This window comes from Aliiroseovarius sp. S1339 (assembly GCF_023195695.1).
GTDB lineage: Bacteria > Pseudomonadota > Alphaproteobacteria > Rhodobacterales > Rhodobacteraceae > Aliiroseovarius.
The window spans coordinates 257,842-281,744 of the sequence record NZ_JALPQG010000002.1 but is presented as its reverse complement, the minus strand read 5'-3'; the positions used below and the strand labels follow the sequence as shown (position 1 = coordinate 281,744).

The 23,903-nt window shown below is 55.4% G+C and carries 18 protein-coding genes and 1 pseudogene; 15 read left to right on the top strand and 4 right to left on the bottom strand.

All coding sequences use genetic code 11. From position 1 onward, the window contains the following. The first annotated feature begins 129 nt into the window (after positions 1-129). From MUY35_RS04370 to MUY35_RS04345, 6 genes and pseudogenes are all read left to right on the top strand, one after another. A complete protein-coding gene (locus MUY35_RS04370; RefSeq protein WP_248364191.1) occupies positions 130-2,637 on the top strand; it encodes a heavy metal translocating P-type ATPase in 2,508 nt (835 codons plus the stop codon). 13 nt (positions 2,638-2,650) lie between these two features. Beyond that, entirely contained in the window at positions 2,651-3,070 is a 420-nt protein-coding gene (cueR, locus tag MUY35_RS04365) for a Cu(I)-responsive transcriptional regulator (protein ID WP_247038660.1), read from the top strand. 678 nt (positions 3,071-3,748) lie between these two features. After that, positions 3,749-4,258, top strand: a complete 510-nt coding sequence (locus MUY35_RS04360) for a hypothetical protein (RefSeq protein ID WP_248364190.1) — start codon at positions 3,749-3,751, stop codon at positions 4,256-4,258. 1 nt (position 4,259) lies between these two features. After that, positions 4,260-4,694 (top strand): hypothetical protein, encoded by a 435-nt coding sequence (locus MUY35_RS04355; protein ID WP_248364189.1) that lies wholly within the window; start codon positions 4,260-4,262, stop codon positions 4,692-4,694. 348 nt (positions 4,695-5,042) lie between these two features. Then, complete coding sequence (locus tag MUY35_RS04350; protein ID WP_248364188.1) at positions 5,043-5,915, top strand: site-specific integrase; 873 nt, start codon at positions 5,043-5,045, stop codon at positions 5,913-5,915. 11 nt (positions 5,916-5,926) lie between these two features. Further along, positions 5,927-7,105: pseudogene (locus MUY35_RS04345) on the top strand (IS91 family transposase); the annotation flags it as partial. A gap of 471 nt (positions 7,106-7,576) precedes the next feature. Here the strand turns inward: MUY35_RS04345 and MUY35_RS04340 are convergent. Next, on the bottom strand, positions 7,577-8,980 hold the full coding sequence (locus MUY35_RS04340; RefSeq protein ID WP_248364186.1) for a hypothetical protein: 1,404 nt from the start codon (positions 8,978-8,980) through the stop codon (positions 7,577-7,579). A 111-nt stretch (positions 8,981-9,091) separates the two neighbouring features. On the opposite strand from MUY35_RS04340, the gene MUY35_RS04335 reads away from it, so the two are divergent. From MUY35_RS04335 to MUY35_RS04305, 7 genes are all read left to right on the top strand, one after another. Continuing rightward, a complete protein-coding gene (locus tag MUY35_RS04335) occupies positions 9,092-10,477 on the top strand; it encodes an IS1182 family transposase (protein WP_248364184.1) in 1,386 nt (461 codons plus the stop codon). 139 nt (positions 10,478-10,616) lie between these two features. Then, positions 10,617-11,630: an IS110 family transposase gene (locus MUY35_RS04330; RefSeq protein WP_248364183.1), complete on the top strand. Its 1,014-nt coding sequence runs from the start codon at positions 10,617-10,619 to the stop codon at positions 11,628-11,630. Between the two features lie 356 nt (positions 11,631-11,986). Then, positions 11,987-12,562 (top strand): transposase, encoded by a 576-nt coding sequence (locus MUY35_RS04325; protein WP_248364182.1) that lies wholly within the window; start codon positions 11,987-11,989, stop codon positions 12,560-12,562. A 666-nt stretch (positions 12,563-13,228) separates the two neighbouring features. Beyond that, positions 13,229-13,912, top strand: a complete 684-nt coding sequence (locus tag MUY35_RS04320; protein ID WP_248364181.1) for a hypothetical protein — start codon at positions 13,229-13,231, stop codon at positions 13,910-13,912. Continuing rightward, entirely contained in the window at positions 13,912-16,107 is a 2,196-nt protein-coding gene (locus MUY35_RS04315; protein WP_248364180.1) for a hypothetical protein, read from the top strand. The genes MUY35_RS04320 and MUY35_RS04315 overlap by 1 nt, the downstream gene beginning before the upstream one ends. 2 nt (positions 16,108-16,109) lie before the next feature. After that, positions 16,110-17,087, top strand: a complete 978-nt coding sequence (locus tag MUY35_RS04310) for a TniB family NTP-binding protein (RefSeq protein ID WP_248364179.1) — start codon at positions 16,110-16,112, stop codon at positions 17,085-17,087. After that, positions 17,084-18,556 carry a TniQ family protein gene (locus tag MUY35_RS04305; RefSeq protein ID WP_248364178.1) on the top strand — a complete coding sequence of 491 codons (1,473 nt, stop codon included), beginning with the start codon at positions 17,084-17,086 and terminating at the stop codon, positions 18,554-18,556. The genes MUY35_RS04310 and MUY35_RS04305 overlap by 4 nt, the downstream gene beginning before the upstream one ends. A 241-nt stretch (positions 18,557-18,797) precedes the next feature. On the opposite strand, the gene MUY35_RS04300 is transcribed toward MUY35_RS04305, so the two are convergent. Next, positions 18,798-19,556 (bottom strand): alpha/beta fold hydrolase, encoded by a 759-nt coding sequence (locus tag MUY35_RS04300; protein ID WP_248364177.1) that lies wholly within the window; start codon positions 19,554-19,556, stop codon positions 18,798-18,800. Positions 19,557-19,679: 123 nt separating this feature from the next. On the opposite strand from MUY35_RS04300, the gene MUY35_RS04295 reads away from it, so the two are divergent. Then, positions 19,680-20,042, top strand: coding sequence for a hypothetical protein (locus MUY35_RS04295; protein WP_248364175.1), 363 nt, complete (start codon positions 19,680-19,682; stop codon positions 20,040-20,042). Between the two features lie 122 nt (positions 20,043-20,164). Here the strand turns inward: MUY35_RS04295 and glyA are convergent, their stop codons facing one another. Beyond that, on the bottom strand, positions 20,165-21,457 hold the full coding sequence (gene glyA / locus MUY35_RS04290; protein ID WP_248364173.1) for a serine hydroxymethyltransferase: 1,293 nt from the start codon (positions 21,455-21,457) through the stop codon (positions 20,165-20,167). Positions 21,458-21,625: 168 nt separating this feature from the next. Between glyA and MUY35_RS04285 the strand changes: the two genes are divergently transcribed. Next, positions 21,626-22,387: an NAD kinase gene (locus tag MUY35_RS04285; RefSeq protein WP_248364171.1), complete on the top strand. Its 762-nt coding sequence runs from the start codon at positions 21,626-21,628 to the stop codon at positions 22,385-22,387. A gap of 9 nt (positions 22,388-22,396) precedes the next feature. Here the strand turns inward: MUY35_RS04285 and MUY35_RS04280 are convergent, their stop codons facing one another. Beyond that, a complete protein-coding gene (locus MUY35_RS04280; RefSeq protein WP_248364169.1) occupies positions 22,397-23,878 on the bottom strand; it encodes a sigma-54 dependent transcriptional regulator in 1,482 nt (493 codons plus the stop codon). Positions 23,879-23,903: the final 25 nt, after the last annotated feature.

The following is a 23,903-nucleotide window of genomic DNA, read 5'->3' as shown; positions in this document are numbered from 1 at the left end:
TCTGAATGTTCCTTTAAGTGAGGTCTTCCACCGCGGGAAGGTCAAGGGCCGAGGAAATACCCGCAACCCTATTGACCTTCCAGTAAGTGGAACCCCTATCTATGGGTTAAACATACTCAGGAGTCGTCCATGTCAACCTCTCAAACCCTTCGGCTTTCCGTGCAAAACATGACCTGCGCCTCCTGCGTCGGACGGGTCGAGCGAACCCTGTCGGCGCTTCCGGGTGTTAATGACGTCCATGTGAATCTCGCCAGCGAGACCGTGCAGGCGACGGTCGATGCACCTGAGCGGTTATCCGACATCATGTTGGCGCTCGACGGGGTGGGCTATCCTGCGCGGACCGAAAGTGTGCGTCTGAATGTGGCCTCAATGTCCTGCGCCTCTTGTGTAGGGCGGGTGGACAAGGCGTTGGCGGCGGTGCCGGGCGTCCTGGATGTCAACGTTAACCTCGCCTCGGAAACCGCGACCGTCAGCTACGCCGAAGGTGTCGTGGCGCTGGCCGATCTGCTGAAGGCGGCCGAGGAGGCGGGCTATCCGGCGGAACCGGCAGAAGAGACCGTTGCCGAGGATCGCAGCGCCCGCAAAGACATCGAGGCCAGGGCGATGGCGCGAAAAACCGCGCTGGCCGCCGCCTTTGCCATGCCGGTCTTTTTACTGGAAATGGGCGCGCATGTGGTGCCGGGGGCGCATGACCTGATCGGGCGCACCATCGGGCATCAGACAAGCTGGCTGATTCAGTTCGTACTGACCTCGGTTGTTTTGGCCTGGCCGGGTCGCGCCTTCTACACCAAGGGCTTTCCGGCTCTCTTCAAGGGCGCGCCGGACATGAACAGCCTTGTCGCGGTCGGCACCTCGGCGGCATATCTCTATTCGTTGGTGGCGCTGTTTGCCCCGGATCTGCTGCCCGAAGCCTCGCGGGCCGTCTATTTCGAAGCGGCGGCAGTGATTGTGGTGTTGATCCTTCTGGGTCGCTGGATGGAGGCCCGCGCAAAGGGACGCACCGGGGCCGCGATCCAGAAGCTGCTGGGCCTGCAGGCGCGTACCGCGCGGGTTCTGGTGGATGGGGAACCGCAGGATGTTGCCATCGAACGTATCCGCGCGGGCGATATCCTTGTCGTGCGCCCCGGCGAGCGGATTGCCGTGGACGGCGAAGTGACTGAAGGCAGTGCCCATGTCGACGAAAGCATGATTACCGGCGAACCTGTGCCGGTGGCAAAGTCCGCGGGCGATCCGGTCACCGGCGGTACCGTCAACGGCACCGGCAGCTTCCAGTTCCGGGCCACCCGCGTCGGCGCCGATACCACTTTGGCGCAGATCATCCGCATGGTCGAAGAGGCGCAGGGGGCCAAGCTGCCGATTCAGGGAATGGTGGACCGGATCACGCTGTGGTTCGTGCCTGCAGTGATGGTATTTGCGGCGCTGACCGTTCTGGTCTGGCTGGTCGTCGGCCCTTCCCCAGCGCTTTCCTATGCTCTTGTGGCCGGCGTGTCCGTGCTGATCATCGCTTGCCCCTGTGCGATGGGTTTGGCCACGCCGACCTCGATCATGGTCGGCACCGGACGTGCGGCGCAGATGGGAGTGCTGTTTCGCAAGGGTGATGCGCTGCAGCAATTGCCCAACGTCAGCGTTGTGGCCGTCGACAAGACCGGCACCGTGACCGAGGGCCGCCCCGAACTGACCGATCTGGTTTTGTCCGACGGGTTCGAGAGGGCCGAGGTCTTGGCGCTTATCGCCGCGGTCGAAGAGCAGTCGGAACATCCTGTCGCCGATGCTATCGTTCGGGCCGCGCGTGCTGAAAACGTCGCACGACATGAGATCGAAAAATTCAAATCTATCACCGGACACGGCGTACGTGCAGATGTGGCTGGACGTGACGTCTTGGTCGGGGCCGACCGCTTGATGACACGCGAAGGGGTGGAAATTGGCCTGCTGGCCGATGAAGAACGGCGTCTCGCAGAACAAGGCCGCACCGCGCTTTTCGCAGCCATCGACGGGCGTTTGGCCGCCGTGATTGCTGTGGCCGACCCCGTGAAACCTGCCAGTGCTGCGGCCATCCGCGCGCTGCACGATTTGGGGCTGAAGGTCGCCATGATCACTGGTGACAAACGCGAAACCGCAGAAACAATCGCACGAGAAACAGGCATCGACCACGTGATTGCAGGCGTATTGCCGGATGGCAAAGTCGCAGCACTGGACGAATTGCGCGGGAACGGGCGGCAAATCGCCTTCGTCGGCGACGGGATCAACGATGCCCCGGCTCTCGCCCATGCAGATGTAGGCATCGCCATCGGAACCGGAACCGATGTGGCCATCGAATCCGCCGACGTTGTGCTGATGTCGGGCGATCTGCGCGGTGTGGTTAATGCGTTCGAAGTCTCCACCCGCACCATGCGCAACATTCGGCAAAACCTGTTCTGGGCCTTCGGCTACAATGTCGCGCTGATCCCCGTGGCGGCGGGTGTCCTTTATCCGGTAGCCGGTCTGTTGCTGTCGCCCGTCTTGGCTGCGGGAGCGATGGCGCTCTCCTCGGTCTTTGTTCTGACCAACGCATTGCGGCTTCGCAGCGTTCGCCCCGCCATGGACGAGACTAAGAATGTTCACCCCGCAGCCAGCCTTTCCCCTGTTCCAGCCGAATAAGAAGGATATCAAAATGAATATCGGAGATGTCGCAAACCGATCTGGATTACCAGCCAAGACAATCCGCTACTATGAGGATATCGGATTGGTAACGCCGTTGCGCAGCGCCAATGGCTATCGCAGCTTTCGTGACCGCGACGTACACAAGTTGGCATTCTTGGGACGAGCCCGAGCACTCGGATTTAGCATTGAAGATTGCCGGAATCTGCTGAAGCTCTACGAGGACGATGATCGCAGCAGCGCTGAGGTCAAGCAGATCGCCGAAGAGCATCTTGATCAGATTGACGGGAAAATAAACGAGTTGACAGAAATGCGCGCAACGCTGGCGCGCCTGGTGGATGCTTGCGCGGGAGATCACCGACCCAACTGCCCCATCTTGGCCGATCTTGCAAAAACACCGGAGGAAATCGCATTGCTGAACGAGACCAGTTAGGACGGGCAGGCGGGTATAGATTTGGCTGCTGGGGCCGATCGACGCGACCAAGACGTACGAGTCATGCGCCAAAGGGAAGGTAACAAGCGGCGCAAGAACGCATATGACCGCATCCGCGCTTTTGTCACCATATATGCCGCCGCAAACCAACCAAACAAAGCCTGATCCTAGATCCCGAGGATTTCCAATATCCTCAGGACCGGCAAAGGCATTTGTCTGTATGACTTGGATCAGGCATGAACAGAGGGTTCACTTCGTAAGTGAGTCCTGAGCTCCCTCCATATCATCTACGAGGCGCCCCCGAGAATTGGACCTCCAGCAGACAGTTTAGTCCAACGAAATACGGTGAGAAAGAAATGCACCCTGGTGCAAATTTGCAATTTCCTTCAATCATTTCGGTTTGCGAAAAACTGGTAAATGAATGTCGGTTATGGAAGGCCGAGCCTAATGAAATAACGCGAAATCTGAACATGTGAGCCTTGCGAAAAAGCTAGCTCTCCGCGGTGTCGCCGCATAAAATCATGCTTTTAAGATTTTTTCGTAGCCCCCAGCCAGGGAGGATCGTTTCTTTGCACCATCCTAAGCTGATCGGCTTGGCCAATGGATGTAGTTATCAGTGAACTTCATCAGAATGCCTCTCCGGTCTGTTGTAAATGGCGAAAGTGACGGAGGAAGATGATGCCCATATTCTCAGAATACAGAGCCAAATTGTACGAGTACGCGCTCAAACAGCCGCGATACGACCTGGCTAACGTCACAACAACACCGCCACACCTCATGCAGATGATCTGCGAGCGATCTGGTCGTAAAACGCAGCTCACGAATGCTGACATTGTCGACAACTTGGCACCGACATTTGACGAAGCTCGTAAGCTCGATGTGCTGCGTGCGAGCGCGCTCAGGCATGCGCTGGATCTCTTAGACGAAGGCCAGGACCGCATTCACAAGAGCTCTCTGGTGCCGGAGGTTACTGACTTCATTTACGACAAACTGCCGGGTGGGCAGCCCATGTACTACTTCAACCTCTGGGACGTGATCAAAGCTCTGCGGCCTACCGCTGTTGAAGCTCGTGAAGCTGAAAAGCCAGCTCTTGAGCTGAAGCAAGAATGGCAGGGCTTTCTGAACAGCCTGACACCGCCACTGTCTTCTGATGGCACTGAATGGAACGATGAAGACCTGGATTTTTGATATGAAACGACGTTCAGATGAAATCGACCCGGTGAAGTTCCCTCAGCTGTTTTACTTGTTGTGGTACAAAACGGACGTCATCACACCCTGGCACGCGCTTGAAGCGTACAAACGCCAATGGCGCTTTGTGAACTATGAAATGATGCACAACGATGAACGCTTGCTGCTCATCGAGCTGATTGACGAATTATCGTGTGGTGTTTTTGAACCATGGTTTGATGAACAAGGACATGATCGGCGCCCGGTCACCATTGAGATGAAGATGATGACTTACGAAGAGTTGATGGAAGATCGAACCGAGTTCATCGGTCCGCCACAACCGTCAAAATTTCAAGTCAAGCTGACGGCTGCGGAAGAGCAGAAGCTTCAAGAATTTGCTGATCGCATGGTCTCCTATCAAATGGCAAAAAGATCAGATGGCACAAGCTCAGACTGACATATGTATGACAGCTGGTGGTTGCATTTAACGGGCGTCGATTTCCTTAACAAATGAAACCGTTAGCAGAATTTGACCGGCTCTCGGTTGATCGGGTCGAGGGAGTGATAACACATTGTCGTTCATTTCTTGTCTGGTCGTTGTGGGTCGTCAGCGGCATGTCACTTCTCGCAGCGGACATTCATAGTCGGGAGTATGATTGTCCGGAGTGCTGGACGAGGACGAAACCGCTCTCGCGGTATTGGCGCTCGTGGTGGGTGAAGCGCGCTGATTTGAGCTGTGGCTTTTGTGGATAGGCACTTGTTTTGGACGATTGGGACCTTCTCAATCTGACGACAGGAGGTTTCGATGCCAGACCATTATGTTCCCAGACTACGCCAGCGTTTTGTTGAAGACATGCAGATCAAGGGGCTGCAGCCCAAGACGCAGACAATGTACTTGCGGGCCATGCGTGACTTCACACGGTTCCTGGGGCACGCGCCGGATAGTGCGACGCCGGAAGAGCTGCGGGCGTTTCAACTGGATATGAAGGAACGGGGCGTCGGAGCACCAACGTTCAATAATCGGCTTACAGTGCTCAGCTTCTTTTACGCGACCACGTGCCCGCGGTCTGAGATGAAGCAGCATATGCGTTATCGGCGGGCAGCAAAGAAGATCCCGGTGGTGCTGAGTGCCGAGGAAGTTGCGCGCATTCTGGAAGCGGCACCTGGGCCAGGGCTCCGATATCGCGCGGCCTTCGGCGTTGCCTATGGCGGCGGATTGCGAGCGAGTGAGGTCACCCACCTGAAGGTTGGCGATATCGACAGCGACCGGATGTTGATCCGGGTCGATCAGGGCAAGGGCGGCAAGGACCGCCATGTGATGTTGTCGCCAAGCCTGCTGGATCTTCTGCGCTATTATTACCGCGAAGCACGTCCAGGGGGTTGGCTCTTTCCGGGCCGTAATCGGGTCGATCCAATCTCGACGCGGCAGTTCAATAGGGCGTTTGGGGTCGCCTGTGACTTTGCGGAGATCAAGAAGGCGGTATCACCCCATACGCTGCGGCACAGCTTTGCAACGCATCTGCTTGAGGGTGGGACCGACATTCGGGTGATCCAGGTGCTGCTGGGTCATGCCAAGCTGGAAACGACAACGATCTATACACAGGTGGCAACCAAGACGATCCAAGATGTGACAAGCCCGCTTGATCTATTGCAGCGGCGCGAGACAGGTTCAGGTTAGATCCAGCCTTCGTGCCTCGACCTAAGCTGGAGGTCGCGGATATCTTCCGGGCCCATGGTACAGCCTATCGCCGGAGCCGCGCCGGACACCTGAGCTTGCCGCAGTTGAAGGTGATGTCCGCGATTGAGACTTGCCGGACTGCAGCCCTTGGCGGGCATGTGGCTGCCTGCACCAAGTGCGATCATCAGCATATCGCCTATAACTCGTGCCGGAACCGGCATTGTCCAAAGTGTCAGGGCGCTGCGGCACAGGACTGGATGCAGGCTCGGATGGAAGACCTGTTGCCCGTCGAATACTTCCATGTGGTCTTCACCCTGCCGTCGCAAATCGCCGACATTGCCTGCCAGAACAAGGCGGCGGCCTATGACTTGCTGTTCAAAGCATCAGCTCAGACGCTGCTGACCATTGCAGCTGATACAAAGTACCTGGGTGTGAAGATCGCCATGACATCGGTTCTGCATACGTGGGGTTCGGCAATGACCCATCACCCGCACGTGCATGTTATCGTGCCGGGAGGCGGGCTGTCGCCAGATGGCACCCGCTGGAGCACCTGCCGCCCAGGCTTCTTCCTGCCCGTGAAGGTGCTATCACGGCTGTTCAGGCGCTTGTTTACCGAAGGGCTGAGCACATTGCACAAAGCAGGCAAGCTGCGCTTCTTCGGCGAACTGGCAAAGCTGGCCGACCCCGATACCTTCACCGCATATCTCACACCGCTGCGCAAAACCAACTGGGTCGTTTATGCCAAACCACCCTTCGGCGGGCCTGAGGCCGTGCTGGCGTATTTGAGCCGCTACACGCACCGCGTGGCGATCTCAAACCACCGCCTGATCAGCACTGATGCCAACACCGTGACTTTCCGCTGGAAAGACTATCGCATCAAACGGGGCGACAGGATGAAGATCATGCAACTGCCCACGGACGAGTTCATCCGCCGCTTTCTGATCCATGTCCTGCCCTCCGGCTTCCACCGCATCCGCCACACCGGCTTCCTCGCAAACGGCATCCGGCGCGACAGGATCGCAAAGATCAGGCGTTTACTTGATGCGGAACCTAACCAGACGCCGGTTGAGGGAGACAGTGACGATCCCGAAGATAAGGATGTTCATCAGTCTTGCCCCAAATGCGGTGGCGCGATGATCGTCATTGAGACTTTCTTGCGGGGGCAACCACCAAAGTCCCGCGCCCCACCATGGGAGCCCGCCGCAGGATACGACGCCCAAACCCGGCCCTCCCTTGCGCAGGCACCGGACCAGTCAGTGCGGCCAAATCGCCAAAACCTTCTCTGCAAACGGCCTGTGGCGGAAAGATGCGAGATCAATTGGCCAGGCCGGGCTGGCAAACGCGATATACTTGCATTGCGCGTCGTCACTCCAACCGTGGTTACGCACAAGGATCACCGCAGCCGTAGCCCACAATCCCCATAGCACCAAACGCCGCCCGCGCTTTCTTCCTTGTCAGATTTGTCGCCGCTGCAGCTCACGCTGACAGAAGCCACAAACCTTAGACTTAGTGAGCTTTCGCGGCGCTTGTGCTAATGGCTGCTTTCGGGAGCTGGCCAAAAAAACGTTGGCTCTACCCGGGGACAGAACCATATGCCGATGCTCACAAAGATAACCGCTGGTCGACACAATGACATCTACTAGGCCGCATGCCTCGGCTTTTCACGAAGTGGGTGGCAACTTGCCAGCTTTCTGTGCAATCCTCACCTCCAGTCTTCGCAATATCAGGGCTAACACTTCGATCAGTAGGGCGAGACCAAAGCCAAGCAACACACCGGCAATGACGTAAAGGGAGTTAACACGGTCTTCAAAATTCCTTGGCATCAAAAGCATCTCCATAGATCGCCCTCGGGAGCCAGAGACATCCTTCAAAGATGTGTTTTGCGGCCAAGCACGCCTTATTTCGGCGAGGGTGCCGTCCACCAACTCAGTATCTAGTCTCGATGCTGCCCGAACTGGATGATCTACCCGAATGCGTGATCGTACTTCATTCGCAATAAAAAATTCATCTAAGCTTTCTAGCTCAGGATAGTCGAAAGATTTAGACTTCTGGAAGAAGCCGGCTGGCTGCCGCTCGAATCTATCGTAATCGATATCTGAAAAACTTTTCCAGAAGGCCAATCCGTTTATGCTAGGCAAACTCAAGTTCAGCTTTGTAATCACTGGCGTCAAGAAATATGGGAGATACCATGGGTGACCCCACTCAAGCACATGTTCATGGACTCTGATCCTAATCCGGCCCTGAATCGATCCATTCTGACTGTTCGTGAACTTCTCATTACCCCAAAATTCATCATCAGTGAATGATGGAGTTTGCCAGTATGAGAAATCATCCTTTCGAATGCTTAGATGTACTAGCGTTCCAGTATACCAGCCTTTGGCGAGCGGCAGTTGATCGCCAAAGTCCTCAATCTCTGCATTGTCGAGCCGATTTACGCGAACTTGTGAGAAATCACCGGTTCGGGAAGACATTTCAATTTTGCGAGAAGAGCTGACATAAAGGTAGTGCTCTGTACATCCATCTGAAACGCTTCCAGTTAGTTGAATGTTGAGATAAATACCTGATCCGACTTTCTCCAGTTCCGATGTGATGGTTGAACCTGCGCAGTTAGCGATATGGGAAACCGACAACTCTTCGGCCGCAAACACACTCCTACGAGTAATATCTTCAATTGGGTGCGTGGGTACAATGTTGTTGCTAATCTTCTGCTCGACCTCATCATTCGAAAAAGCATTCTGGATGAGAAGGTCGCTTCCTATCAAGAGGAAGGCTAACCCAGCGGTGCCAAAAAACACTTCGCTCAGGAAGAACCCGTTTCGCTTCAGCCAGTCTATGCCCGGAATTTTCATGGGGAAATTGTGACGTCCCGCCCGCTCGGTTGCAACGCTTTTTGACCCGATCAGGCTCTGCTGACGCCCGCGCTTACTCTCAAGCTGTGAAGAACGTTCGTTTTTGGCCCGGCACAACAAGCCACATAATTTGCTAAAAAATGCCTTGCCGCAAATCCTTTGATAGAACCTCATTTGACTTAGCCACTTTTCATACCGGTCAAAGAAAGCGGTCACTCTTTCACCTTGCAGCACCGGTCAGATTGGGCTTATTTCGTTGAAAAACTCGTGCTTGATCGAAGCGTAAGTTGCTGATTCAATTCTTCTGACCAGCGGGAGAGTTGAGCAATGTTAGGACCGAGACAAGAAGCACAAGCAGCGCTGTTTTACGAGTTCTCGCTGGAGGATCACGTCCCCCAAGATCATCTGCTGCGATCCATCGATCGGTTCGTCGACCTGAGCAGCATCCGCGCCCATCTTGCGGGTTTTTACAGTCACACCGGCCGTCCGTCTGCCGATCCCGAACTGCTGATCCGCATGCTCCTGGTCGGCGACTGTTTCGGTATCCGGTCCGAGCGACGCCTCTGCGAGGAGGTGCATTTGAACCTCGCGTATCGCTGGTTTTGCCGGCTCGCCCTGGCTGATCGGGTTCCGGATCACTCGACCTTCTCGAAGAACCGGCACGGTCGCTTCCGTGACAGCGAACTGCTGCGTCACTTGTTCGAGACAACGTGGCGCGGTGCATTGCTGAGGGCCCTGGTCAGTGGCCAGCGCATGGCAATCGATGCTAGCCTGATCGAGGCGGATGCCAACAAGCAGAACTCCACACCGAAGGAGGACTGGGACGTCTCGCAGATCGACCCGGCCGCGGCGCCCCGCGCGGTTCGCGAGTATCTCGACACGCTGGACGAGGCTGCCTTCGGGGCCGCCAGCGAGGTCCAGCCCAAGTTCACCTCGCATTCCGACCCGGCCAGCCAGTGGACGGCAGCTCGTAAGGGCCCAGCGTTCTTCAGCTATTCCGACAACTACCTGATCGACACGGACCATGGCGTCATCGTGGATGTGGAGGCCACAAGATCTATCCGCCAGGCCGAGGTCGGGTCGACCAAGACCATGCTCGAGCGGGTGAAGGGCACATTCGATCTGCACCCCGAGCGCCTGATCGCGGACACCGCCTATGGCACCGGGCCGATGCTGGGTTGGCTGGTCGACCGCAAGATTGCGCCGCATATCCCGGTCTTCGACAAGTCTGGCCGCAACGACGGCACCTGGACCCGCGCCGACTTCGAGTGGGACGCTGACAACGACCAATACATCTGCCCCGAGGGCCAGGAGTTGAAGCAGTTCCGCCGAAATTATTCCGACCCGAACCGGGGACCGGCCGGCAAAGGGCGGGCCAAATACCGTGTCCTGAAACCGACCTGTCAGGCGTGTCCGTCGAAACAGAAATGCTGCCCGAACGCCGATGCCAGATCGATCACCCGCGAGGAAAACGAAGACGCCCGCCAGGTTACCCGTGATATAGCCAAGACTAGGCAATACGTGATCTCCATGAAGCTCCGGAAGAAGGTCGAGATGCTGTTTGCCCACCTCAAACGCATCCTGGGACTTGGACGGCTCCGATTGCGCGGCCCATGCGGCGCAAATGACGAATTCCTCCTCGCCGCCACCGCCCAGAACCTCCGGAAACTGGCCAAGATCTTTCCTGCACCGCAGCAAATGCAAAAAGCCTGAAGATAAAGGCGCTTGCGCTCTATATTTGGCACCATTTCCTGCAGTTACAACACCGTGTTTTTCCACATGGTGTAATCTGAATCTGGCTCTGCAAACCGTCTGGTAGACTGTATTCGCAACCCTATGGAGGAGTGAATAAATGGAGTATTTTGCTGGATTGGATGTCTCGATGGAAGAGACGCACGTTTGTGTTTTGGATCGTGACGGCGTGTTGATCCGAGAAGGAAAGGCACGTTCGTCACCAGATGCGATTAGTGATTTTCTCGCGGCTGGTCCAACTTGCGCAGGCGTTGTGTTTGAGACCGGCAGAATGGCACCGATGCTGTATCACGGGCTTACTGCACGCGGCATTCCAATCCAATGCATTGAAAGCAGACAAGCCTATCAGGCCCTCAAATCACTGGCCGGTCACAAGTCAGACCGAAATGACGCCCGCGGCCTGGCACATCTGGCGCGGACCGGGTTCTACAAACCTACCCACGTCAAATCGCTGTCTGCTCATGCGATACGGTCACTGATCGCAGCACGCAAGAAATTGGTCGGGCAGCGCGTGACAATCGACAATCAGATCCGTGGGCTGGTGGTCGTATTTGGTGTACGGTTGCCACGGGCACTGTCGCCTGCGTTCAAAGATGCCGCTCTGAAAGTGAGTAATGGGGTTCCAGGTCTTCATGCTGCATTGAACGGATTGTTTGCAGCGCGCGAAGCAATATTGGCGGCCGTTGCTGCAATTGATGCCGATATTAAAAAGATGGCCCGTAAATCGAAAACCTGCTCACGTCTTATGACCGTCCCGGGTGTCGGGCCGATCACGGCACTGGCTTTTGCGGCCGCAATAGATGATCCGTCGAGGTTCCGACGATCGCGCGATGTCGGGCCGTACCTTGGGCTTGTCCCAAGGCGGCATCAGTCCGGAGAAGTAGACTATGTCGGCAGCATCTCGAAACGGGGTGATATCAGGGTTCGAACGCTCCTGTACGAGGCGGCCAATGTCATGCTGACGAGGTATGCTGGCCCGCTCAAATTGAAGGAATGGGCGCTTGCGATTGGTGCGCGCTCAACAATGAGGAAGGCACGTGTGGCCCTCGCCAGACGCCTCGCTATCATCCTGCACGCGATGATGCGCGACCAAACCGAATTCCAGTTCGCATAAGGATCACCAGAGCGACAATCACGAGGATTCCAAATCAAAGTTCCCATCTGGGACGATGCCCGAGGGAGGGCGTGAGACACGGCGTCGATTCTGTAGCAACAACCAAGACCAACGGTATGATTGCGGTTTCCACCTTGCCGACCCACACCCAGCCAACCCCATTATGAACCCAAGAGTTCGAAGAGAACAAAGGCAACCTCTGACATCACAATACGATATTCGGAAACCCGTATTGACGGATTAGAGAACAGAATCGGCTCACAGCCGACCTTCGCCGCACGTTGCATGAAATGCTGCTTTACGGAATGGCGTTGCTGCTCTTTTAGAGCCTGAATAACTCTCGTAATGGAGTGAGCATGCAGTCTGGTTTGTCCATACACGATATTGAGCGCATCCATTGGATGTCGCTGGCTCATCGACTTCCTGAAGGCGGGGTAAAAGCTAAGTTTCAAGATAGTGATTCTTGTGTTGATCATTTCGAGGCAGTGCGGTGGCAGTCCGGGGTGTTCTGCCCGCGGTGCGATGCACACGATATCGCACCGAAAAGTGCGCGAAAAACATATCGCTGCCGAAAATGTGCCTACCATTTTTCCGCGACAGCCGGAACTTTTGCACATGGCGCCAACAAAAAACTGCTCACATATTTCTTAGCTGCCGAGGACATCATAAAACACAAAGCAACGATGAGCAGCTTCGACATCATCGGGGCGCATGATTTCAAAGATCGCCATGGATTGGCCTATGAAACTGCGCGCCGTCTTCTCAAATTGTTGACGGATGAACTTCTGCTTGAAGATGGTGGTCTCATTGGCCGCTGCATCTGCTCAGAGGAAATCAACCTACCACCAGATATTGAGTTGGGTGGACGTGATCATTTCTTCTGGCTGCTTGAAGCCCTTCAGTCACACGGTACCGGTCAGTCAGGCATTTGAACAAAGTAGACAGTCCGTCCACATCTCGTTTTTGCTGACCTATTCCCAGATTTAAAGTCTCACCATAGGTATCGGTCAAAGGATGTTCATGTCTGATGTGAATGCGAAAACGAACTAAGCTTTGAAAATCTGGGGCACCTGTGTGTTTGAGATTTTAATAGCAGTCAAGATTTTCGCTAAGTACATGAATTGAATATAAAATATGACTCGACTCAACGATGCGAAAGTGCATTTTGAGCCTGTCTTGAAATGAACGGTCCTTTAAGGGCCATGATCAGATATCCGGTCACGGAGACGTAAACAAATACCGCGTCGTGTACGTGGCGTGACGAAGTGAGGGCCCTTGGGCCCAGACGTTGATTGCTACACCGAAAAGGTCCTCGAGGCCCTTTGGAAAGTAAGTCCTGTTCATCACTTCATAAATAAAAATCACCGCCCAGGATCTTGCTGGCGCGGACCGGTGGAGACGTGCCCAATGGGTGACGAGACAAAACATCAAGCGGCCATCCCGAGGTCAATAAGTGGTAACCGAGGTGCAAGGTGTTTGCCCGGCAGACAACCCAAATGTGGTGTTTGTCGCATTGCGTACGGGCGCTGCGAGGCCATGGGAAAACGCTCTGAAGGAAGTTCATTCGGCGGCCGCCACGGTGCTGGAGGCACAGGGTTATGAGCGCAGCCAGAAAGCACTTGATGCTGACGCCGGCGAAGAGCCGCGCTGTCCGCAAGATTCCAAAATCTTCAAAAGGCCATTTCGTCGGTGAGTTTGTCTATAACAATATCAATGGCAAACCTCAGCGCATTGGATTTGCCAGCTACACGGAATTCAAGACGGCGATCTGCCTAATTTATCGCGACGACTTTGCCGATATCGAAGAGCAGTTGGCATCACTGCCATTTAGCCATCCCAGAGGCACCTCGAGTGAGCATTTCTTCGATTTTAGATTCACTACAAAGGGTGGTCAAAGAATTTGCATCTCTGTTAAACCGGAACGGATTGCCACAACTTATGCCTACCAAGCAACGATCGGCGCTGTGAAGAGTGCCGCGATTGGCAATATTTGCGATGCTGTTGCAACGGTGACTGAGCGTAATATCAGTCCGATTGAACTGCATAACGTTGAACTTTATCACGCAGCGAGAAAACCGGAGCCCGAGATCGACGCCATTGTTGTCGACGGACTGGCTCAGCTTGAAACTACGGTGTCAATTAGCGAATTTCTTGAGGGCATCGGCCTTTCAGGGCGAGGGTTCTTTAGTGTCGCGCGAGCCATTCGTGCAGGGCATGCGCGCCTTTTCACACCTGAAAAAATCCGAGGGAAGACTCTGATTGAACGCGGAGCGGTTTCGTAATGGCTGCGCCGTTCAAGAAAAAAACCAAGGTTCTGCTTGAGAAAGATTGTGAGTTTGCTGTCGGCATACGTAATGGACGCGTTCTTGAGCTGCGCCCTGAAGGGTACCTGATCTTTTGGGACGAATGGACGGACCCTGAAACTGGTGAGTGTAATGAGAGCACGGCTGGTGTCATTTCTTACGATGCCATCGTAACAGAAAACAATTACGGCAACCTGAAGGTTCTGCAGAGGCCTTTGGCAAAACAGTTCCGCCGCCAAGAAATCCGTCGGGTTGAGCGTATGCCTATCGAGATTGCTCGGCAGCGCTTTAAGAAGCAGTATGTTTTGGCGATCCAAGACCTGGTTGATGCTGGAGAACTTCAACTGATCCGTGATGATTTCTGTGATAAAATCATCAAGATCGTCGCGGCAGGCAAAAACAGGTACGATGAGTATTTGGCCGCACTTTCTATTCGAGGGCGCAAGCGCGGAGGTGCGCGAGCCACAAAATCAAAGAGGGAAATCGAGAAGTCTGTTGAATTCCATCAAGGGTTCAAATGCGGTCAAACCATGTGGAAATGGTATTGGCAGTGGCGCACTGATGGCGATGACGGTCTCTTCGACAAGTATCGGAACTGCGGGAAGTACCAACGGTATGATGACCTAACCGACAACTTCATTGAGAGTATTCTGGGCAACCTTTGGGACCAAGAGCGTGTAACGATCAAGTCGCTCGTCGAAAGCGTCCAAGCCGCCATAGACGCTGAAAACGAACGACGCGAGCGTCTGCTGGTTCCTGCTGCTAAGATGAAGCGGGTCGGCTATGACTACATTCTTCGATTGATCAAAGAGCATGCCCCACTTGACCACAAAATCCGCAAGCATGGTTGGGACAAGGCCTACAAAGACCTTCACACGCTTGGCGTGGGTATTGAAACCTCGCGAGCACTGCAGAGGGTCGAGATTGATGAATACACGGTTGATCTGTTTGTACTCATGCAAAAAACGGACCTGTTCGAACATCTGCCGCAATCTATCAAAGACATTTTGAGCCTGGATGGTCTTGCGCGGCGTGTCACGTTGTCTGCAGCACTTGATGTTCACACGCGCTGCTTCGTTGCACTTCAGATTGTACCGGAGGGCATTGAAAGCCCCCTGAAACAAACTGTGGAAATGATCTATTCTGATAAAAATCCAATTGCAGACGCAGCAGGTGCAAAATTCGGCTGGCCGATGGCAGGGGCGCCTGAAACCATCGTGCTCGATCGAGGCTCTGCGTACGTCACGGATGATGCTTATGACGTTCTCGCCAGCCTCGGCATCACCAATCTTGGTGCGCCCGCTGGTAAGCCCTGGTTAAAACCTTTCATTGAGCGCGTTTTCAGGACAATCCACAGCGACCTGCTGCTGCGCTTCTCGGGGCGTGCATTCAGTAATGTTGTCGAGCGCGAAGAAAATGACGCTGCGGGCCGAGCGACCCTTACTTTGGAAGCGTTTCTGGTGTGGTTGGTGCGTTGGACAGTCGATGCCTATCACACAAAAAAGCACCCGGCGCTTGGCATGTCGCCTAAGCGGGCCTGGGAAAAGTCAATCAAGGAATGCACGCCACGCTCACTCAGCAGTGACGAAATGCGTGAAGTCTTTGGTGTGCCGGGTCGCCGTAAGCTCAGTCAGGCAGGACTTCGGGTGTGCCATGTCGACTATCAGTCAGATTTCCTCATGGAGCAGTTCGTCAATTCAAATGCAGAGTATTTTGAGTTTCTCCGATGGGATGGCGACATTGGCACAATCAGTGCGCGCTGCGATGACGGGCCTTGGTACACGGTGCTGGCAAAAGACGAGCAGTGGATCGGCAAGAACGATATCGATCTGCGCGAATGGCTTCAGGAACAGCAAGAGGAAGACCCCGACGAACTACGCGCACGCCGCGATTTCATCAATGACGCCACCAGAGAGTCGGTTCGACTGAAGCAGTTGAAGGGATTGATTTCTCTCCCCAAAACGCCGGCAGAACTTCGGAAAGACGTCCAACGCTTCGTTCGCCACGCAGACACGGCGGAGCGCCGTCACAAGGCAGGGCCTTATCGTGGGCTGCTTGATGACGTTGATGACGGTGCGCGCGATCACCCCAGAGACAATAACCACGTGGCCGAGGCCGCACATGAACATGTGTGCGACGGCGGCACAGATTTTGACGACGATTCAATGGAGTAAGAATGAACGAGATGACCAACTTTACCCCCGTTTCTTTAAACGAAAAGCTGGCTTGGCTTGATGAAAGGTATTGGAAATTCGGAGCGGAACGCGATCTTGAAGATTATCTGATAGATATTTTTCAGATGGATGACGACGGCGAGCGGACGGCTGAGCCGCGTTTTGATCCGCTGACCGGTGAGACCAAGGGCCTGATGGTCCTTGGCCAATCTGGAGGCGGAAAGACGGCGCTGATGATGCGCGCGCTACGCGTTGATCCCGTCTTGACGGAATTCAAAATCAATCAGGGCGGCAACACCCTCTACATCACGGTCCCGCCAGAAGCGACGATCAAAAAACTCGCGGAGATCATTTTGGCGAAAACGGGCTATGACAAGATCAATGCAAAGCTGCGTGCCGCTGACGCCTGGGAGATAGCGAGGCATCGTTTTGGCCTCGTTGGGATCAAAGCCTTAATCATCGACGAGTGCCATCACATTTTTCGACCTGGGGCAGGGCGGGACATTCCCGGTGCTATTCAAGCGCTGAAACACATCATGCAATCGCAAGATCGTGTTGCCCTCATTATTTCCGGAGTGCCAAGTTTGAAGTCAGCGATCCTTGCAGAGGCGTCTGGTGAAACAATGCGGCGCTTCAACGAGTTGTCTCTAAGTGGGCTACGCCCAGGTTCTCGCGGAGCGAATACATTTGGCAAGAATTTTATGAGGTGCGCGCAGATATTAGGGGTCCAGGTCTCAGAGAACGACGCGTTGCCTCAGCGTATTCTTTTCGCAGAACATGGGCAGATCGGCAAAAGTGTAGCTCTAGGAAAAGACATTTTGCGCTCTGTGCTCGTGAGGAAGCAGGAGACGGTCACCCTCGAAGCTGCCGAGCGGGTCTACCGCAAATCTAATTCAGGCCTCGAAATGACACCTTTTGACCGCGCTGAGTGGGATGTTGTTAAGGCAGAGTTGACCGCCGTTGGGTGGGGACAGTCATGACTCTTTGGCCAAGTCTTCCCTATAATTCAGAAGAAACCTTGCTTTCTTTTGCAGACCGTTTGTCGGTAATGCACACCGGCTGCGGCATGGAGCGTCTGTTGAGAGACCTCGGCATCAACATCGAACATTTCATTTCCGGCCGCGAGGAAGCCGTCGGAGCCTTTGCCGAAGCGTCGGGCCTACGCGTGCATGACGTTCAGAAAGGGGCCATCCGGGTGTTTCCGCGCGGAGCGTCGTTTCGGGGCGAATATATCTCCAAAACGTTCTTGAGCCCACGTGCTGCCCGCTATTGTCCCTCCTGTTTGGCAGAAGACGGTCAAATGGCAGATCATAGGTTCCGCCTTATTTGGGGCTTTCGTCATGTGGCCAGATGTGACCGCCATTCGTCTTGGTTAGTTGATGCCGCTTACAAGAACGAAACGAGCCTGCGCCTTGCCATGGGTAGTGAAATGCCTGAAGAACCCCAGGCCGCAAAGTCAGGGACACCGGACTACCTATTTTGGTTAAGAACGCGTCTCGATGGTGGCTCGCTTCCTGGCAATCACTGGATCGACAGTCAAACCCTTGAGCAGGTTCTTGCTGCATCTGAAATGCTAGGCGCAACATTGGAGCATGGGCATCGTGTCGCTACAAAGAAGCTATCCGCTGCGCAGACTGAAGAAGCTACTGATATTGGTTTCTCCATCTACAGGGAAGGACTTGAGGCGGTCGCTGACGCATTGGATACGATCCGGATGACTTCACCGGCATCGGCAGTACAGGCCGGACCGCTCGCGCATTATGGTAAGCTCTATGATTGGTTGCATCGCCGGAGCAACACGGTTGACCCAGGGCCGATCCGCGACATCCTACGGGACCATATTGTTAAGAACTCTGCTGTCGAACCAGGTACCAAGGTTCTTGGTGTCGAGGTAACAGAACGCAAATACCATACCCTGCAAAGCTTATCCGCTGAGGTCGACATTCCTCGGGTGCGGTTGTCACGCGTTCTGAAAAGGCTGGGGCAGCTGCCAGAAGATGCGACGGAAGTTGACTGCGGCAATGCAGTCTTTGAGGCAGCGAAGACCGTACCAATGGTCGAGGCATTTAAGTCTGCGGTTCGGTTGCAGGACGTTCCTGATTATCTTGGCGCTTCCAAAGGTCAATTCGAAGCGCTGTATCGGATAGATATCGTTAAGCCGCTGATACCACGGACGGGCCGCGGTTCAGTTCGGCACGTTGTTTTTTCACGAGCGCACCTTGATGATTTTTTGCGGAGTCTGGAGGAATTGCCGCTTCTTGCGGATGACGCTGAAGGCGATTTTCATCCTATTGCTTATGCTTGCCAGCGTGGTGCTGGGCTGTTCGAAGATGTCTTCGTCGACATCCAAGCTGGTAAGATCTGTGGATACCGCCATTCTGATAAGGTTGGCATTGGTTCTGTCTACGTAGACGTCAGTTCGCTTTCGAAGTTCAAAAAGTCAGCCTGATACCTTCAAATGCCTTCAGATCGAGGGCCCGCTTCGGCGGGCTTTTTTTGTTGTCTTTTGTATGATTTCGCGGAATCTTTCCCCGATTTTCGCGGGATCTTTGATCCCATTATGAATTAACTGAAAATAAGTCATTGTAGTTGCGTGGTAAATTTTGCAATTTCGAGACAACCTTGCCCCGATTCACACCCCCACCAACATTTTTTGACGGCACTTTGTGGCGATTGGTGCGATGTATTTGTCAGGTGCTTAAGAAGGCCAGCGCCGAGGCCTCGAACTCGCGTGGCTTTTCGGCGTGCAACCAATGCCCGGCCTGCGGAATTTTGGCGTGTTTGGCCTTCGGAAAAAGACCTTTAATGATGGCGCGGTGTTCTGGTTGGACGTAGTCAGACGTTGCCCCGGACAAAAAAAGCGTCGGTCCGTCAAACTGGCCTTGGTGGTCCGGGAACCCGATGATCTGATCCATGTCCCGCTCCAGCACGTCAAGGTTCAGGCGCCATTCTTGCGCCTTTACATCAAGTGACTGTAACAGGAACGCCCGTACGGAAGGCTCGTCAATCACTTGCGCCAATTGCCGGTCTGCATCGCCCCGCGTATTGACCTGCGACAGATCAATGCCGCGCATGGCGGTGATCATTGATTGCTGGCTATGGCCATAGGCAATGGGCGCGATATCCGCGACCAAAAGGCGGCGGACCATATCTGCCTGCGCCATCGCAAAGACCATCGCGGCCTTGCCCCCCATCGAATGCCCGATCACATCCGCCGTGCCGCCAATCGCGGTCACGACCTCAGCCAGATCGTCGGCAAGGTCGGGGTAGCTGTGACTATCTGTCCACGGGCTAAGGCCGTGATTGCGCATATCCACGCTGACAACCCGGCGGTCCACCGACAGTCGTTTGGCGATCACGCCCCAATTGCGGGCCGAGCCAAAAAGGCCGTGGGCAATCAGGATCGGAGGCTGCACCGTGTCGGTGCCATATGTTTGCATCTCGAGCATGTGGTTTGATAACGCGCGCGCGCGCGCGCTTGAACCCCTTTTTGTGCGGTTAAGCCCTTTCGGACACATCGATGATGTCGGTAAGGTGGCGGCGAAGAAAAATCGTGAAAGGCGAAGCGCGAGGTGGATTTTCACGCACGAACAGATCGGCTGGCCCAGCTGCTGGAAGAGCGGTTGGACATTCGCGGCGCGGGGTTTGAGACCAAGCTTCGCCGCGCAGGACGTCTGTTGCCGCGTCATCTGCGCCGCGAGGGTGAGGTCTTGAGCGAAGCCTTGCGGTTGTCATCCCACCCCCGATTGGGACGGCAGGTCGACACCAAACGGCTCGCGAAAGCCGCCGACGCGATTGAAAGCTATCTGCTTGATTTGGACGCCTGGGACCGGCGGCGGGGCATTGCGGTAAATGTCTCGGCAAGCGTTTTACTGAACATTCTGGTCGTCGCAGCACTGGTCGCTGGGGTGATCATCTGGCGGGGGTTGGTTTGATTATAGAACCTGTAGCCGCGACCCAAATATTGAAAAAGTGAAGGCCCCAGCACTACGCTAGGGCCTTGTTTCGTTCCCAGTGTGGGAAAAGTGATACCAGAAATTTCCGGCGGCTCAGTTCATCAAAGGTTTGGATACAGTGGGAACCGGGCGCATAGCTTGGCGACCTTGGCTTTCACAGCCTCTTCGACCGCACCGTTGCCGTCTTCTCCATTGGCGGCCAACCCATCAACCACCTCAACGATCAAATCGCCGATCTCGCGGAATTCTGCCTCGCCGAAACCACGTGTGGTGCCGGCAGGGGTGCCCAGACGAATGCCCGAGGTTACGGTGGGCTTTTCGGGGTCAAACGGAATGCCGTTTTTGTTGCAGGTGATATGCGCACGCCCCAGCGCCTTGTCGACGATATTGCCCGTCACGCTTTTGGGGCGCAGATCGACCAGCATCACGTGCGTGTCGGTGCCGCCAGTCACGATGTCCAGCCCGCCCTTCATCAATTGGTCAGCCAGGGCCACCGCATTGGCGCGGACCTGTTTCTGATAGGTCTTGAACTCAGGGCGCAGGGCTTCACCAAATGCCACCGCCTTGGCGGCGATCACGTGCATCAAGGGCCCGCCCTGAATGCCAGGGAAGATGGCCGAGTTGATTTTCTTGGCCAGATCCTCGCGATTGGTCAGGATCATCCCGCCGCGCGGACCGCGCAGGGTTTTGTGCGTCGTGGTGGTCGCCACATCAGCATAGGGGAAGGGCGATGGGTGTTCGCCCGCAGCCACCAGTCCAGCGAAGTGCGCCATGTCGACCAGCAGGAAGGCGCCCACGCTGTCGGCCACATCACGGAACTTGGCAAAGTCGATCTGGCGCGGGATGGCTGAGCCACCGGCGATGATCAGCTTGGGCTTATGTTCTTTGGCAAGGTCGGCAAGCTGATCATAGTCGATCAGGTTGTCCTGCTTGCGCACGCCATATTGCACGGCGTTGAACCATTTGCCCGACTGGTTGGGGGCTGCGCCGTGGGTCAGGTGTCCGCCGGAAGCAAGGTTCATGCCAAGGATCGTGTCACCCGGCTGGATCATTGCCATGAAGGCCCCTTGGTTTGCCTGACTGCCCGAATTTGGCTGAACGTTCGCAAACTCACATCCGAACAATTCCTTGGCGCGATCAATCGCCAGATTTTCCGCAACGTCGACATATTGGCACCCGCCATAATAGCGACGACCTGGATAGCCCTCGGCATATTTGTTGGTCAGGACCGAGCCTTGCGCCTCCATCACGGCGGCGGACACGATGTTTTCCGAGGCGATCAGCTCAATCTCGTCGCGTTGGCGACCCAGCTCGTCAGTGATCGAGCCATAAAGCTCGGGGTCGCGAGAGGCGAGGGATTCGGTGAAGAAACCTTGGTCACGGGTGGCAGTCATGCGCGTATTCCTTGGGTTGGAAGCCAGTTATTGGATTTCCTATCGGAAACACCATCAAACGCAAAGACCGGAAAGCGACGTGGCCGGATAAAGACGCGGCAATTTCTGGCACTTTGCGGAAACATGTGTTTCTTTCGGAAACGAAGGCAGTCAATCGGGAAACCAATCATGAGCCGCAAGATCGCATTTGTCGCAAGCGACGCAGAAATCGCGCAGGCGGCGCTGGACGAATTGGTGACGCGATATGGCACCGTGGAACCCGACAAGTCCGACATCATCGTGGCGCTTGGGGGGGACGGGTTCATGCTGGAAACGCTGCACGACACCCAAGACCTGCCCGCGCCTGTTTACGGGATGAATTGCGGCACAGTCGGGTTTTTGATGAACGAGTATTCGCCAGATGACCTGATTGAACGTCTGATTGCTGCTGAAGAAGAGGTGATCAACCCGCTATCCATGCGCGCAATAGACGCCCATGGAAAAGTGCATACGGGGCTGGCAATCAACGAAGTCAGCTTGCTGCGGATCGGCCCGCAAGCCGCCAAGCTGCGAATCTCGGTTGATGGGCGGATTCGATTGCCAGAACTGGCCTGCGACGGCGCGCTTCTTTGTACGCCCGCGGGATCGACCGCCTATAACTATTCCGCGCATGGTCCGATCCTGCCAATCGGATCAGATGTTCTGGCCCTGACGGCCGTGGCTGCGTTTCGTCCGCGTCGTTGGCGCGGCGCGTTGCTGCCAAAAAATGCGTTGGTGCGGTTTGATGTGTTGCAACATGAAAAACGCCCTGTGATGGCCGATGCGGACGGCCGGTCCGTTCGCAACGTTGTGTCGGTCGAGATTACGTCGAATGCTAAGATTTCCCATCGCATCCTGTTTGATCCGGGCCACGGGCTGGAAGAACGTTTGATCCGCGAACAGTTCGTCTGACCAACGCTGCTAGCCGCGCGCCCAACTTTCCCGCTTGCGATAGATCGTTGATGGCGAAACGTCCAAGATTTGCGCAGCCCGCGGGATCGAGCCACCCTGCGACCGGATCGTTTCTTCAATCGCAACACGTTCGATGTCAGCTAGTGATCGTCCCAGCAACCCCGTGCCAGCCAATAATTGCTCTGGGTGTAGTGTTTGGGGGCGAACCGGATGCTCAGCCAGAAGGTCAACCGGTAACATATCGGCGGTGACCAGTTCCGAGTCATGGTGCAAGACGATATTCCAGATGACGTTGATCAACTGACGCACATTGCCGGGCCAAGGGTGCGCCTTCAGGATGTCGGCAGCAGCGGATGTGAAACCTCGGAAGCGCCGCCCCTCTTGGCGGGATGTTTGCGCCAGTTTGTTGTTGGCGATGGCAAGTATATCCCCGCCGCGATCACGCAAAGCGGGCAGCGAGATCGGCACCACATGCAGCCGATAATACAGGTCCTCGCGCAGCCGCCCCGCATTGATTTCAGCCCGGGCGTTTTCGGTGCTGGTACAGATGATGCGTGCGTCAACTTTTGCGGCATCAACGGTGCCAAAGGCCGCAATCTCTCTGCTATCCAGAAACCGCATCAACTGCTTTTGAACGCGCAGGTCTGTGCGTGCAATTTCGTCCAGAAACAGCGTCCCGCCGTTGGCAGCGCTGGCACCACAACCCGCGCTATTTCGATGGTCGGAAAATAGCTGCTTGGTCAGAGTGCCTGCTTCCAGGCGCGCGCAATTGATGACGACGAACGGACCTGCGGACCGTCCACTTTCCGCATGAAGGGCGCGAGCCAGAAGTTCTTTCCCTGTGCCCGTTTCACCTTCAATAAAGACGGGCGCGTCTGACGGTGCGATGGTGTCCAGTGCGTGCAGTACCGGTTTCATAGACAGGTCTGACAAAACCATGCCATGCCTGACCCAAGCTTCATCGGGACTAACCGACGCGATTGAGCTGGCGGGTTTCAGGCCAGCGCGCCGCGTGGCGGGCTTCGCGGTTTTCAGAACTGACACCGGATCCATCGCACGCCGAACCACCTTTTTTAGCGCATTGGCGACCGTCTTTTGCAGACGGTTTTGGGTGAATGGGACAAAGATGCAGTCCAGCGCGCCCAATCGCATGGCTTCGGCCGCATCGTTGATTTCGTCGCTTTGCGACACGACGATGATTGCCTGATCAGGATTTCGCTTCAACAGATCCCGGATCAGCGGCAGCACGTTGCGATTGTTCACGCGCAACGGCAGGACAATGATGTCGACGGCGCTGTCGTCGGCGATGACTTTCGCTTCGGAGATCGAATTGGCATAGGCGACTTGGCATTCAAGGTCATCAAAAACCGTTGCCGGAAACAGGTCGGCGATATCGGGTGGTGCCAGAACCATTGCCAAAGGGGGCGCACTGTCTGTGTTGGGATCAGCAGCGGTCAAATTGGCGGTGCTGGGATTGTTGCGTTCGTCCATCACCATCATTCCCCGATATCTATGC